General features: G+C 62.7%; 14 protein-coding genes. 2 read left to right on the forward strand and 12 right to left on the reverse strand.

What is annotated here, in order from left to right; translation table 11 throughout:
• Positions 1 to 11: 11 nt before the first annotated feature.
• The 11 genes from BM062_RS09065 to BM062_RS09115 form a co-directional block, all read right to left on the reverse strand.
• Positions 12 to 809, reverse strand: a complete 798-nt coding sequence (locus tag BM062_RS09065; protein WP_092395977.1) for an alpha/beta fold hydrolase — start codon at positions 807 to 809, stop codon at positions 12 to 14.
• A 69-nt stretch (positions 810 to 878) separates the two neighbouring features.
• Positions 879 to 1,901: an aromatic ring-hydroxylating dioxygenase subunit alpha gene (locus BM062_RS09070; RefSeq protein WP_175500937.1), complete on the reverse strand. Its 1,023-nt coding sequence runs from the start codon at positions 1,899 to 1,901 to the stop codon at positions 879 to 881.
• 152 nt (positions 1,902 to 2,053) lie between these two features.
• Positions 2,054 to 2,239 carry a rubredoxin gene (locus BM062_RS09075; RefSeq protein WP_092395981.1) on the reverse strand — a complete coding sequence of 62 codons (186 nt, stop codon included), beginning with the start codon at positions 2,237 to 2,239 and terminating at the stop codon, positions 2,054 to 2,056.
• A complete protein-coding gene (locus BM062_RS09080; protein WP_092395983.1) occupies positions 2,232 to 3,176 on the reverse strand; it encodes an alpha/beta fold hydrolase in 945 nt (314 codons plus the stop codon). The genes BM062_RS09075 and BM062_RS09080 overlap by 8 nt, the downstream gene beginning before the upstream one ends.
• A 43-nt stretch (positions 3,177 to 3,219) precedes the next feature.
• Positions 3,220 to 4,320, reverse strand: coding sequence for a fatty acid desaturase (locus tag BM062_RS09085; protein WP_092395985.1), 1,101 nt, complete (start codon positions 4,318 to 4,320; stop codon positions 3,220 to 3,222).
• A gap of 14 nt (positions 4,321 to 4,334) precedes the next feature.
• Positions 4,335 to 4,667 carry an acyl carrier protein gene (locus BM062_RS09090; RefSeq protein WP_092395987.1) on the reverse strand — a complete coding sequence of 111 codons (333 nt, stop codon included), beginning with the start codon at positions 4,665 to 4,667 and terminating at the stop codon, positions 4,335 to 4,337.
• A gap of 52 nt (positions 4,668 to 4,719) precedes the next feature.
• A complete protein-coding gene (locus BM062_RS09095) occupies positions 4,720 to 5,694 on the reverse strand; it encodes an acyl-CoA desaturase (protein ID WP_092395989.1) in 975 nt (324 codons plus the stop codon).
• Between the two features lie 15 nt (positions 5,695 to 5,709).
• Positions 5,710 to 6,657, reverse strand: coding sequence for an acyl-CoA desaturase (locus BM062_RS09100; RefSeq protein WP_092395991.1), 948 nt, complete (start codon positions 6,655 to 6,657; stop codon positions 5,710 to 5,712).
• Between the two features lie 3 nt (positions 6,658 to 6,660).
• The gene (locus BM062_RS09105; protein ID WP_092395993.1) at positions 6,661 to 8,514 is read right to left on the reverse strand and encodes a fatty acyl-AMP ligase; all 1,854 of its coding nucleotides are present in this window, start codon (positions 8,512 to 8,514) and stop codon (positions 6,661 to 6,663) included.
• Positions 8,515 to 8,816: 302 nt separating this feature from the next.
• Positions 8,817 to 9,896 (reverse strand): aromatic ring-hydroxylating dioxygenase subunit alpha, encoded by a 1,080-nt coding sequence (locus tag BM062_RS09110; protein WP_092395995.1) that lies wholly within the window; start codon positions 9,894 to 9,896, stop codon positions 8,817 to 8,819.
• 177 nt (positions 9,897 to 10,073) lie between these two features.
• Positions 10,074 to 10,781 carry an SDR family oxidoreductase gene (locus BM062_RS09115; protein WP_092395997.1) on the reverse strand — a complete coding sequence of 236 codons (708 nt, stop codon included), beginning with the start codon at positions 10,779 to 10,781 and terminating at the stop codon, positions 10,074 to 10,076.
• Positions 10,782 to 11,051: 270 nt separating this feature from the next.
• Between BM062_RS09115 and BM062_RS09120 the strand changes: the two genes are divergently transcribed.
• Positions 11,052 to 12,758: a GMC family oxidoreductase gene (locus tag BM062_RS09120; protein WP_175500938.1), complete on the forward strand. Its 1,707-nt coding sequence runs from the start codon at positions 11,052 to 11,054 to the stop codon at positions 12,756 to 12,758.
• Between the two features lie 10 nt (positions 12,759 to 12,768).
• On the opposite strand, the gene BM062_RS09125 is transcribed toward BM062_RS09120, so the two are convergent.
• Positions 12,769 to 13,401 (reverse strand): ABC transporter ATP-binding protein, encoded by a 633-nt coding sequence (locus BM062_RS09125; RefSeq protein WP_092396001.1) that lies wholly within the window; start codon positions 13,399 to 13,401, stop codon positions 12,769 to 12,771.
• Positions 13,402 to 13,644: 243 nt separating this feature from the next.
• Here BM062_RS09125 and BM062_RS09130 point away from each other — a divergent pair, with 243 nt between their 5' ends.
• Positions 13,645 to 13,923 carry a hypothetical protein gene (locus BM062_RS09130; RefSeq protein WP_139220018.1) on the forward strand — a complete coding sequence of 93 codons (279 nt, stop codon included), beginning with the start codon at positions 13,645 to 13,647 and terminating at the stop codon, positions 13,921 to 13,923.
• Positions 13,924 to 13,966 lie beyond the last annotated feature (43 nt).

The raw sequence follows: 13,966 nt of genomic DNA on the forward strand, positions 1-13,966 counted from the left end.
CCTGGCTGTTCTCAGGCCGTCCTGGTGCGGGGTGTCAGGAATGCGCGGGCGGCGTCGATCACTTCCTGCGCTTTCAGTATCCGGCGATGGCCCAGGCCGTCGAAGCGGAGCAGCTGGGCGCCCTGCCAGGCCTCGGCGATTTCCACGCCAAGCGATACCGGCACCACGCGGTCGTCGTTCGAATGCACGATCAGCACCGGCTGCTTGAGGCTGGCGGCGGCTTTCGGCGTATCGACGTCGGCGACATCGACCCCCTGTTCTTTCAGCAAGGCGATCATGGCCGCCACCTGGTGCCGGTCCAGGCCGGCCTGGACGCCGAAGCCGACGGCGTAATCGAAGTAGCGTGCCGGCGGCGCGATCAGCACCAGGCGCTCGACCTGCAGGCCGTGCCGCACCGCTTCCACGGTGAGGGCGCAGCCGACCGAGTGGGCGATGGCGGCATATACCGGACCGATCAGGTTCTGGAATTTCAGCAGCGCGGCGGCGCAAGCCGGGATCGACGAGGTCGTTCCTTCCGACTCGCCATGCGCCGGCAGGTCGACCAGCACCACGCGGTAGCCCGATTCAAGCAGCGGCCGGATGAACGGCGCCATGTCGCTGGAGCGGCCCTCCCAGCCGTGGACCAGCAATACGGTCGGGCCCCGCCCGGCCTGCCAGGACACCAGCTTGCCGCTCGGGCCGTTGGTCTCTACCCGGCTGGCGCCTTCAAAACCGGCCGTGGCCGGGGTCCGCTCATCGGCCCTCGGCGTGAGGAACGCCTTGGCGACGGATTCGGGGGTGGGTGCTAACTGTTCGGCGGGGGTGCTCACGATGACGGTCTCCTGTTGGTATCGATATTGTGGTTTGCGGTCTGGTGCTGCTGCGTGCAACCGGCGCGCTTACGCCGATTTCACCAGGGTGGGCGGCAGCACTTGTGATTCCTTTTGCAGCAGCACGTCCAGGATCTGGCGCGCGGCGATCGAGGCCTGGTCCACCGCCAGGTGGATGAACACGGCGTCGTTGTCCCAGTTTGCCTGCGCCTGCTGGCAGATATACACGTCTTCCGCGATGGTGGTGCGCAGTTCCCTGGCGATGGCGTCCGACAGCGGCTGGCTGTCGATGCCGAAATCGCGGTACAGGCCAGCCCAGAGATGACAGGTGGTCTCGGTTTCCGGGGTAAAGATGCCCAGCGTCGAGATGCGCATGTTCATGCCTTCCGGCTGGCCCGGCGGATGCGCGGTGGTGTCTATCCTGGTGTTCCCGACCGGGAAGAAGATGGCATCCTGGATGCGGTCGATATGTTCGAGGTTCATCATTTTCTTGAGCAGCGGCGAACTCTTCTCCATGCGCAGGATGCGGCGTACGCGCACTTCGTTCGGCGTCACCGTGATCTCCGGCGAGGCCTCGGTGACGGCTTGCGACATCACGGTGCTCAGGTGCACGAAGGATACATGCGAGGGGTCGAGGAAATTGTCGATGCCAAGGCGGTAATCGGTATTGGCATGGGCGTAGAACATCTCGCCGGCGTGGCGCGGCGAGGTGCATACGGAATGGTCCGGGATCAGCGCTTCGTCGCACAGGTCGCGGTCGCCCATCCAGATCCATGCGAAACCGTATTTTTCCACCAGGGGGAAAGACTTGACGCTGGCGCGCTGGGGGATGATTTTCTGGCTGGGTATGTGGACGCAGGTGCCGCCCGCATTGAAGCGGATGCCGTGGTAGGCGCACTGGACCTGGTCGCCGACCAGGCAGCCCTTGGACAGCGGCACATGGCGGTGCGAGCAGCGGTCTTCCAGCGCCGCCAGCTTGCCGTCGGAGGTGCGGTACATCACGACGTGCTTGTTCAATACGGTCCGCGGGAACAGTTCGGCCTTGAGGTCGGACGCCAGCGCTGCGACGTACCATGCATTATGAATAAACATAGTGTCTTCCATTTCTAGTGGTATCGATGACAACCTGCAAGCTGACTGGCGCCGGTCAGAAATCTTACCGCCGCCGCAGGATTCCGACACCCTGTCAAAGTTGATAGGTTCCCATGCGGTTGTGGCAACGCTATTGGTGCTATTGCGGCGGCTTAAAATTCCACCATGGTGAAATCCTCTTTCTTGACGCCGCACTCAGGGCAGGTCCAGCTGTCCGGGATATCGTCCCAGCGCGTGCCGGGCGCCAGGCCTTCGCTGGGAGCGCCATCCTTTTCCGAATAGATCCAGCCGCACACCAGGCACATCAGTGTCTTGAATTCAGTTTCTGTTTCAGTCATTGCTAGGTTCCAGGCTAGTTGAGGTCAGATGGGATTCGCTGATGAAGCGGGTGATCAGTTCCTTGACCGGAGCGGCCGACAGTATCCGGCTGTGTCCGAGGCCGGAGGTCTGTTCCAGGCGCACGTTTTTCAGGCTGCGCATCAGCCTCTGGGCCTCGGTCAGCGGCACCACCGGATCATGCTCGTCGTGCACCACCAGCACCGGCACATCCATGGCCGCGCCCAGCACGCTGATATCCCAGTGGCTGACCGGGACGCCGTTCTGCACGTGCAGGCGGTCGTAGATCTTGCCGATCACGGCCGGCGGCAGCTGCTGGCGCTGGTTGGTCGACCAGCGTTCCAGCACGGTGGAAAGCGATACCGGGGCGGCGATCAGCACCATGCGCCTGACGGCTTCCGCATGCCTCGGACTGGCGTGGGCGACGGCGGCCACCGAGGCAATCGCGCCGAGCGAGTGGCCGACCACGATCTGCACATTGTCGAGCGACTTGATGGCCGCGCCGACCGCTTTGACAAAGCGCGTCATGGTGGTCTTGTTGCCGGCCGATTCGCCATGCGCCGGCGCATCGAACGACGCTACCTGGAAACCGAGCGCCAGCAGCGGCTTGACGAAGCCGATCATGCTGCTGCTGTCGGAACCCCAGCCATGCACCAGCAGCACGGTAGGGCCCTGGTTTTTCCAGAGATAGCCGTGGCGCACGTCTTCATTGCCGGCGATCTCGAAGGTTTGCGCGCCCAGCGGCATCCTGAACAAGGTGCGGCCGCCCTTCGAGCGCGAGCGGCCGAAGGCGTCGGCCGCAATCCGTCCGGCCAGTCCGGGCGCCAGCATGCCGCCCAGCTGGTAGCCTGCCTTTGCCAGGCTGGCGCCGATGCTGAGGGCTGGCGCTGCCGCCGTCTGTTGCGACAGCGGCGGCGATGGTGAAGTGATGTCAGTCATGTCGTCAGGTCCTGCGGTTGGCCCGGCACGGGTTGATGAAGGATCAGGTATTGGGAACCGAGGCGGCGCCGCCGTTGACCACGGCGCGCTGTTCCGCCGAATCCTTGTAATAACCCGAATCGAGATCGTAGAAATGGCAGTTCTTTATGACCCACAGCAGGTCGCCGAAGCTGAAGTTCTTTTCCCGGATCATGCCCGGATAAGCCTGCTTCAATGCCGTTTGCGCTTTCTGCAGGTTATAGAACGGCACCACCGGCGCCACATGGTGGGCGGTATGGATAGAGATGTTGTGGGTCAGGAACAGCAGCCATTGCGGATAGCGGTAGTCGGTGGTGACCAGCATGCGGCTGGCGTTCGGCGTCCAGTGTTCCGAGGTCAGGAACGGGATGTCGGCCGAGGTGTGGTGCATCAGCGTGGTCACGCTGAACCAGGTATGGATCGCGATCCACGGCGCAAAGAACAGCAGGAAGAAGCCTGCGATGCCGGTAAAGTAGATGAGCGCGGAAAAATACACGATCGACGCCAGCACCACGAAAGCGATCGAGCGTTTGACATCGCTGCGCATATCCTTCTTCGGGAAAAATCCCGGACGGAAGCCCGACACGATCCAGTAATTGATGGTGCCGGCCCAGAACAGCCAGGTCCTGGTGCCCATGTAGACAAAGCGCTGGCCGAACGACATGCGTTTGTACATGTCGCGCGGGATCGGTCGCCAGTCGGTATCGAGCTCGAGGTTGTTGGTGTGGAAGTGATGCAGGTTATGCACGTGCTTCCATGAATAGAACGGATACAGCAGCGGCAGCAGCGACAGGTGGCCGATGGCGATGTTGAGCTTCTTGTTGCGCGAGAACGAATTGTGTCCGCAGTCGTGCGCGATGCAATGCAGGCCCCATCCGCCCAGACCGGCGACGATGTAAAGGGGAATATAGAAGCCCCAATGCGGCGCATAGGCGACGCCGACAATGGCGCCGATATACAGCGCATAGCTGATGAAGAAACCGGCCAGGCCGCGCCAGGCTTGCGGTTCGAAATACGATTTAGGAATCGCTTCGGCCAGGCGGGCGCCTTCCAGGGTCTTGCTCTTGTCCAGGAACGCCTCGAATTCGGGCCCCGGCGATGAAGGGTAACTAGTTGCGGACGGCATTGATTTCTCCCAGATTATGCGATGGCGTTGAGCCCGAGTTCGGTGGCCAGGTGAGCGCTCAGCTCGTCGATGCTTGGGTGTTCGAACAGCAGCGCCGGCGACAGGCGCTGCTCGACCAGTTTTTCGAGGTCGCCGGAAACCCGCACCGCGACAATCGAATCGAGGCCGTACAGCTCGAACTTCTTGGCGGTGTCGATCGCGCTCGGGTCGACCTTCACCTGCTTGGCCAGGCGCTTGACCAGCCACTGGCGGATCACTTCTTCGCTTAAGGGCTCATTGCTTTCAACTTCCTCTCCGCTTTTGCGGAAGAAGCCGAACAGGCCGCCCGATTTGTTTTCTTGAGACATGATTTCTCCTGGGATGAATGTGAACTAAGTGTGTGTTTGAATCTTGCAGCGTTCAGCGGGCGCGCATCCGCATTTTTTCAACTGCCTTTTCGTCAGGCGAGCGCAGGTTCCAGACCACGCCGATTTTTCCCAGCCCGGCCAGCAGCCAGCCGCTCAGGTCCGGCTCCCACCATTTCACGCCATGGCGGTACGATCCCGGGAATGCATGGTGATTGTTCTGCAAGCCTTCGCCGAAGGTGAGGATGGCGACGGTCCAGTTGTTGGCGCTGTTGTCGTCGGTCTTGAACGGCTTGCCGCCGATCATGTGGCACACCGAGCCGACACACCAGGCAGCCTGGTTGGCCAGGAAAATCCGCGCCAGCCCGCCGAACAGGAAACCGCTGAAAGCCGCGTCCCAGCTGCCGCCGACCGCGCCGCCGATGGCCGCCGGCAGCGCCAGGCCGAGCACGATCCAGAGGCCGTAGGTGCGGTGGTAGAAGAACAGCTTGCGGTTGGCGAGGATATCCGGCGCAAAGAAATTCCAGCCCGACACGTCCCTGGCCAGCATCCATGGCATGTGCGCATACCAGATGCCGCGCAGGCGGCCAAGCAGACCCGGTCCGTGCAGGTTGGGCGAATGCGGATCGCCGTGCTGGTCGCTGTAGGTGTGGTGGCGGCGGTGGGTGGTGACCCAGAACATGATCGGTCCCTGCGCCGCCATCGAACCGCTGATCAGCAGCAGCCCTTCGAAAAAAGGCGAGGTGCTGAATGTCTTGTGCGCCAGGTAGCGATGGAAGCCCATCGTAATGCCGCCCATGTGGAGGAAATAGAAGACGCCGAACAGCACCACGTCGGTGGTCGACATGCGCCCTTCCAGCGCGCGCTGCAGCGCCACCGCGAAGCCGGCCAGCGGCACCAGCATGACCACCAGCGCGGTGACCTGCTTGATGGTGGCGCCGGTGCCGGTCAGCGGCGCGACACCCGGCCTCAGTGCGGGGCCGGCGGCGCTCGCCGGCTTGGGAGGTAAGACATTGGTTTGCGTAGTCATGGCGTTTTCCCGACGTTAATCGTTATTGAAAAGTTTCTGGTCCAGCGGATCGGCGCTCTGGCGTTGCCGGATATCCCACGCCAGGCCGACCAGGCCCAGGAAGCGGATCACCCAGGCCGTGATGTCGATCTGCCAGAAATGGAAATCGTTGTGCGCCAGCGCCGGATTGGCGTGGTGGTTGTTGTGCCAGCCGCCGCCGGCGGACACCAGCGCCAGCCAGCCGATGTTGCCGCTGGTGTCCCTGGTCTGGTTAGGCCGCTTGCCGAAGGTATGGCCGATCGAATTGACCGCCCACGTTACCTGGTCCAGCAGGAAGATGCGGGCCAGGCCGCCCCACAGCAGGCCGCCCACTGCGCCTTCGACGCCGCTCAGCGCAGCGCCGGCCGCGGTCGGTATCGCCAGGCCGAGGAATACCCAGATCAGGTAGTGCTGGTTGACGAACAGCACCAGCTTGCTGCCGAACAGGTCTGGCACGTAAGTGCTCCAGTTGCTGCGCTTGACGGTAAACAGCCAGCCCACGTGACCGTGCCACAACGCCTTGATGCGCCCGCGCAGGCCGGGCGACAGCACCCGCGGCGAATGCGGGTCGCCGTCCTGGTCGGTGAAGACGTGGTGCATGCGGTGCGTCGCCGCCCAGAACAGGATCGGGCCTTGCGCCGCCATGCAGCCGAGGATGCCGATGGCGGCAGTCACCACGGGGCCGGCCTTGAAGGCGCGATGCGAAAAGAAGCGGTGCAATCCGCCCTCGACGCCGAACGAAGTCAGGAAATACATGACGCCGAGCAGCACCATGTCTTGCTGCTTGAAGCCGAACTGGATCGAATACCAGAGTGCGGCGACGAAACCGACGGCAGGCGTCAGCACCGTCAGGTAAGCCAGCCTGCGCGCCTTGGTGTCGCCATCCCTGAGCGCTTGCACTTTCTCGCCAGAGGCGGTGGCTGCCGGAGTTTTGGTATTGGTCACTGCTTACCCCTGTTGGAAAAGTGTGGTGCTGTCGGTTTCGGTTACCGCTGCCGATGGCGCGGGACGAGCCTTGGCGTGCGCCAGCGCACCGGCATTGAAGGCGTCGCGGCAGGCGCTGCGGCGCACCTTGCCGCTGGTGGTCAACGGAATCGTCGACACCGGCGCCAGGTGCACGGTGTGCGGCGCCACGCCGTGGCTGCGGGTGATGGCGGCGGCAATCGCGTCTTCGACGTTTTCCAGGTCTTCGCCGCTGAGCTTGGCTGAACGCAGGATCTCGGCCACCACCACCAGCTGCTCCGCGTCGTCCCGGGTCACAGAGAACGCCGCCACGCCGTTGGTGCGGATCGCCGGATGGCTGGCCTGGGCTGCGGCCTCGATGTCTTGCGGATAGAGATTGCGGCCGGCGAAGATGATGACATCCTTGATGCGGCCGGTGATATACAGCTCGTCGTCGAGCACGAAGCCGAGATCGCCGGTGCGCAGGTAGGGGCCGTCCTGCGGATCGCCGGCAATAAAGGCATTGAATACTTCGGCGCTGGCTTCGGCCTGGTTCAGATATCCCTGCGCCACGCTGGCGCCCTTGAACCAGAGTTCGCCGACCGCGCCCGGCGGCAGCTGTTGCCGGGTATCGGGATCGACCACGGCCATGACGTGGCCGCTGGCCACCGTGCCGCAGCTGATCACCGCGGCGGCAGGCGCGTCTGCGCTGGCTGGGCGAGCCAGGCCGCAGGCCAGCGATTCCTGGTCCAGCAGCAGCGTCCGGGGCGTGGCGTCACGGTCCGATTTGCCTGAAATGAACAGGGTGGCTTCGGCCAGGCCATAACACGGCACAAACGCCGCGCTGGAGAATCCGGCCGCTTTGAATTTTTCCGTGAAGCGGTCAAGCGTGGCTTGCCGCACCGGTTCGGCGCCGCAAAACAGCATCTTCAGCCTGCTCAAATCGAGCTCGGCGATTTCTTCATCGGTAATCGTATCGACGCACAGGTCGAGTGCGAAATTGGGCGCCACCGAAGTGGTGACATGGTGCGTCGACAAGCCTTTCAGCCAGCGCAGCGGGCGCTGCACGAAGTGGGCCGGAGTCATCACCACCAGCGTGAATCCGCTGTAGATAGACAGCAGCAGCGCACCCATCAGGCCCATGTCGTGGTAGGGCGGCAGCCAGGTAAAGCCGATATGTTTTTCTGCCGACCCCAGCCGGATGTCGAGCACGCGGCTGTTGCTGATCAGGTTGGCGGCGGACAGGATCACGCCCTTGGGATTGCCGGTGGAGCCGGAAGTGTATTGCAGCAGCGCCGGGAACTGTTCGCCGCTGCGCGCAGCAGCGTCCACCTGTGCGGGTATGTGCTGCGTATCCTGCGTTTCAAAAAAATCGCTGCCGACAAACAGCCATTCAGGAACGTTTCCTTCGGCGGAGAGCGAAGCATTGAGGCGGTCGACCGACGCCTGCAAGCTGCCTTCGGCGATCACCAGCTGCGCATTGCAATCGTTGCAGATGCTGGCGAAGCGCGATACGGCGCGGGTTCCGACCGGCGGAAACGACGGCACCGCAGTGGCGCCGGCCTTGAAAATGGCGAACAGCGCCGTGACGTAGTTCAGGCCCGGCTCCAGCACCAGCAGCACCCGCGCGCCCGGCGTCAGCTGCTGCTTGAGCTGGCGGGCCAGGCGGGCGGCGCGCAAGTCGAGTTGACGATAGGTCAATTCAACGATGTCGTCCTCGCCGTTTTTCAGGAAACGCAGAGCGACCTCGTCCGGCGTGGCCGCGGCGCGCCGGCGCAGGATCGCGTCCATGTCGATATCCTGCGCGGCCAGTTCCTGAACCAACAATGCCGCTTCGCTCATGCTCAAGCTGGATGTCATTCGATACTCCGTTATTTGATTGCCGGGAAAACGCTGCGCGGCGAGGGCAGGCCGGCGTTGCGCCGTTGCACACGGCCGCTCGATCTACGAGACGACTATATGGATTACGTTGTGCCGTGTCTGTTGCGGCGGCGGCCAATTTGATTGCTGCGCGAGACAATTTGCTGCAGCGCACTGTCGCACGTATATCGATGTGCACATTATTCATATGGCGCGGAGCGGAGCCATGCGCTCCTTGCCATATCGACGCCGGATTACCGAACGAACTGTCGATACCCGGCAAGCCTGCCCTGCCGCAATAGCTAGACGACTTCGACGCCGGCTTCGCCCATCCTGCTATCTACGGGCGTCGCGTTGCGCAAGTCGAATTCAACGATGCCCCGCTCGCGCACGCCTGCCTCCTGCAGCCGCAGGTCGGCCAGCATGCGGCGCGCAGCCGCGGCGGCCTGGTCGACCGCGAGGTGGACGATGGGCGCGCTCTGTTTCCAGTTCTGCTGCAGGTGTTCGGTGACGTCCTTGTCCTCGAGCACGGTCTTGACCACTTCTTGCAGGATCATCTGCGTCAGCGGCTGGTTGTCGAGCGCAAAGTCGCGATGCATGCCGACCCAGATATGGCTGCTGTCGACCGTTTCAGGCGTGAAAATCGACGTAGTGAACAGGCGCAGCGCGATGCCGTCCGCTTCGCCGGGCGCGCGCGCGGTGGTTTCGACGCGTGTGTTCCCGACCGGCCAGAAAATCACTTCCTGGGTGCGGTCGATATAGTCGAGCCCCATCATTTTCTTGAGCAGCGGCGAATTCTTTTCCTTGCGCAGCACCCGGCTCACGCGCACTTCGCGCTCGCTCACGGTGATAGCGGGCGGCGTTTCGGCCACCGCTATCGAACTGATGGTTTCCGTATGCACGTAATTGATATGGGTCAGGTCGAGCAGGTTGTCGATCGCCAGGCGGTAATCCGTCAGCACGTGGGTGTAGCACATTTCACCGGCGAACTGCGCCGAGCTGCATACCGAGTGATCGGGAATCAGCGCCTCGTCGGAGAGCGCGGGTTCGCCCATCCACAGCCACACGAAGCCGTATTTTTCGGCGGCCGGATACGTCTTGACGCAGGCGCGCTGAGGAATCAGCTGCTGGCTGGGGATATGGATGCACTTGCCCTTGGCGTCGAACTGCAGGCCGTGATACCAGCAGACCAGCGTGTCGCCCTGGAGCCGGCCTTTCGACAGCGGCACCTGGCGGTGCGGACAGCGGTCCTCGAGCACCGCCAGCGTACCGTCCGAGGTGCGGTACATGACGATGTTTTCGTTCAGGATTTTGCGAGCGAACAATTCGGTCTTGATTTCAGACGACAGTGCGGCGACATACCAGGAATTTCGAATCAGCATAGTGCGCTTTCCAAGTTTTTTGTGGCGCGGCAGCTGCGAAACTGAATGCGCAGGCGTGCCGGTCCCGGGCCGTACGGCAAGTGCAGTACGGCCGGTAGGCAAACGGCGGCGGTTTTGTTTCGCAACGGCCTCGGTGTTGTGAATGCGAGGCTTTGGTTGAGAGAGCTTGCGGTGGCTTTATTGACCCCATTCCCGCACGTAGACGGGAAGTTCGGCGTTCAATTCCAGTTTTACCTTTTTCGTGATGTCGTCGCTCAGGACTTCTTCGCGGCCGAGTTCGATGGCTTCCAGCGTTTGCCGGACTACCTCTTCCGGGCTGGTTTTCGGGCCTTCGACGTGCTTGGCCATGTCGGTGTCGATATAAGCCGCATGCACGGCGACCACCAATGTGCGGTTGCCCCGCAACTCGTTGCGCAGGCCGTTGGTCAGCGCCCATGCGGCGGCCTTCGAGGCGCAATATGATCCGATCGGCGGCAGGCTGAGCCAGCTCAGCACCGACAGCACGTTGACCATGGCGCCGCCGCCGTTCTCGTGCAGGATCGGCGCAAATGCCTGGGCCATGGCCAGGGTGCCGAAGAAATTGGTTTCCAGCTGCCGGCGGCTGGCTGCGACGCCGTTCTCGCCGAGGAAAGCGCCTGGCGCCAGGATGCCTGCGTTATTGATGAGTATATTGGTGTCCGCGGCGATCGTCGCCGCAGCCAGTACGTCGTCCGGATTGGTGATGTCGAGCTTGATGGTCTGCACGCCCGGTATCGAGATCGTTGCCGGATCGCGCGCGCCGGCATACACCTTCCTGGCGCCGGCGGCCAGCAAGCCGTGCACGAACGCCAGGCCGAGGCCGCGGTTGGCGCCGGTCACAAAAACTACAGAACCTTTGATATTCAATTCATTGCTCCTTTGTGTGGTCGCTGACTGGCGAGGTTGTACGGTCAGTCAAACCTTCGGAGTGACTATAGGTACTTAAGCGGTCCATGTATGTTGCGCGGGCGGCCAATTTTATTGCTGCCCGGGACAATCGCGCGGCATAGATCTTGTCGGGTATCGATTGTCTCCGCCAGCAATAAAATTGGCCGCCGACGCAACATACACAGCTGCGCTTAATACCTATAGTTTCCTGCCGGTTTGGCATCAACGGGAGATTCAATGGATCACGACATGAGCACAGGATCGAAGATCGACGAACTGGAGCGCGCAGCGCTCAGCGGCAGGATCGGCCGCCGCGATTTTCTTGCGCACTTGCTTGCGCTCGGCGTCAGCGCCAGTTCGGCCAGTTTGCTGGCGATGCATGCCGAGGCCGCCAATCGCAACCAGGCCGCCCAGCGCGCGGCGTTGCGTGACGAGTATGACTATATTATCGTCGGCGCCGGTTCCTCGGGATGCATACTGGCTAACCGCATTTCGGCCAGCGGCGCTTCGGTGCTGCTGGTCGAAGCAGGCGGCGCCGACATCGGCCAGCCGAAGATTACGCAGGCCCAGCTGTGGCAGCAGAACCTGTTCAGCGATACCGACTGGGGACGCACCAGCATCCCGGAGCCGGGCCTGGGCAATCGCCGGCAGGCGGCGTCGGGAGGAAAAATCTGGGGCGGATCCGGCAGCATCAACGCCATGATCTGGCTGCGCGGCGATGTCCGCGATTACCTGCACTGGGCGGAACAAGTCGGTCCGGAATGGAACCTGCCGGCGCTGCATCGCGCCTACCTGCGGCTGGCGACGCCGCTGCCGAACGCACGCCCCTTGCGCTCGCCGGCCGGCACCGGCCCGATCACCTTCGGCCGCTATGCGCCGCAGCATCCGCTGACGCCGGCTTACCTTGCCGCCGGACGTGAATTCGGCCTGGGCGAAATCGAACTGAATGCGGGCGGTTTGCTGGACGGCATCGGTGTCGCGGAAGTGAATGCGACCGCGGACGGCCGCCGCTCGGGGCCGGCGCAAGCCTACCTGGTGCCGGCGCTGACGCGTTCGAACCTGACCGTGCTGTCAGACACGCTGGTGACCAGGCTGGAGCTGCAGGGAGACAGATGCCACGGCATCAACGCCATCGTTGACGGCGTGCCGAAGAAAATTACGGCCACGCGGCAAACCATCCTTTGCGCAGGTGCTTTCGAATCGCCGAAATTGCTGATGCTGTCGGGAGTCGGCTGCGCCGACCAGCTTGCACCGCTTGGCATCCCGCTGCTGCATGAGATGCCCCATGTCGGGAAAAACCTGCAAGACCATATCCTGCTGCTGAATATCCTGTTCAAGTCGCAGGCAGCCTTGCCGCCGCCGGTCTCGAACGGCGCTTCCGCGTTCGCCTACTTCAGCAACCGGTCGCGCCTGTGGGCGCCGGATGTCCAGGTAATGTGCCTGCAGAGCCCGTTCCTGACCAATGCCTTGCCGGTTGGCGCCGGTTTCAGCATTGCGCCCTTCCTTGCCAAACCGCGCAGCCGGGGCACGGCCAAGCTGGTCAGCACGGATCCGCGCAAGGCGTTGCGCATCGATCCGCGCTACCTGCAGGAACGGGTCGACCAGGACAACATGATCCTCGGCCTGGAGCGCGCCATCGACATCGGCAACAGCCGCGCCCTCAAACCGTTCTCGGCGGGACTGAACACCCCGTCCGTGCTGAATACGCGCAGCGAAAAACTGGCGTTCATCGCGCAAAACGGCGGCGCCGGTTTCCACTATGTCAGCACCTGTTCGGCCGGCGGCAGTCCTGACAACAGCGTGGTGGACGCGCGTTTCAGGGTATGGGGCGTCGAGCGGCTGATGGTGGTCGACGCTTCGGTGATCCCGGAGGTGACGGCGGTCAACACCCACGTAGCGACCATGATGCTGGCGGAGCTTGCTGCCGAACAGCTGGGCATGGCGCCGCAGGTTTAGGGATTTGTTTTCAATCCCCTAAATCTATCAACGCTGCCAGCGGCACTCCCTCCGGCGCTTCGTAAAGCGCTATTACCCAGGCTTGCGCCGGATCGGCCGCGGCCTGGTTGAGCGTCTTGACGACAAAGTTGATGGACGCCTTGTCCAGCCCGGCAAACGGATCGTCCAGCAGGTTGAGCCGGGCGCCGGCGGCAAACGCCGCCGCCAGCCAGACTTTCCGTTTGCTGCCGGTGGACAGCATGAACAGCTTCTTGTCCAGGTGCGGTGTCAACGACAAGCCTTCAGCCAGGCTGGGCAGCTGCGTTTCGTCAAACCCCGGATATGCCGCGTGCAGCGATGCGAAATATTCATGCGCCGTCATCTGGTCGAATTCTTCCGAGCGCGGATCCATCCAGAATACCTGCCGCCGGTAGCGCTCCGGCTGTCCGGCCAGGGATACCCCATCGATAAACAAGCTGCCGGCCTGGGCCGGCAGCGCCCCGGCCAGCAAGCGCAGCAGGCTGCTCTTGCCCCGCCCGTCGCCGCCGCGCACCAGCGTCACGCCGGCAGGAATGGCGGCCGACCAATCGCTGAACAATTCCCGCTCGGGATAGTGGAAAACCAGGCCGGTGGCCTGGAGGATGACTGTGGAGGGCTGTTTCATCGGTGTGGTTTTCAGGTTTCCATGCGGTGATGTTTGTACCGCGATTGTAGAGGAAAGCATTTATGTATAAATAATTTGCCGGTCCATGGCCCTTTTTTTTATCTTGCGTGGCAACCCAAATGAGAATCAGAGAAAGAGTCTCGTCGCCGTGATGCGCGGTTTGGTACGAGATCCATCCGTAAGAACCGGTATCACCTACCGTTCCCGCAGGAACAAGCAAGGCCTCATAAAGGAATCTCGGCAATGAATATGCATACCAGGTACACATGTAGCGGTTTGTTCGTCTTGTCGCTGGCTCTCGCAGCAGCATCAGCAGCGGCGGCAGGCCAGCCTGCCGCCCCGGCCAACGCTCCCAAGGCAGGTCCGGCAACCCAGAACCAGGCCAAACGCGCCGGCGACGGTGTCGAGCTGGTGGAAACCGCGCCTTCGCCGCTGGTCGCGGTGAAAGGAGCGGACGGCCGTGTCGTCGTGCAGCACTCCAACGACACGGTAGCGCCTGAGAAGAAAAACGAGGTGCGCTGATGAGAAACCTCGCTTGCAGTGCCGGACTTGTCGTCCTCCTTGC

Source organism: Collimonas sp. OK412, from assembly GCF_900112135.1.
GTDB classification, from domain to species: Bacteria; Pseudomonadota; Gammaproteobacteria; order Burkholderiales; family Burkholderiaceae_D; genus Collimonas; species Collimonas rhizosphaerae.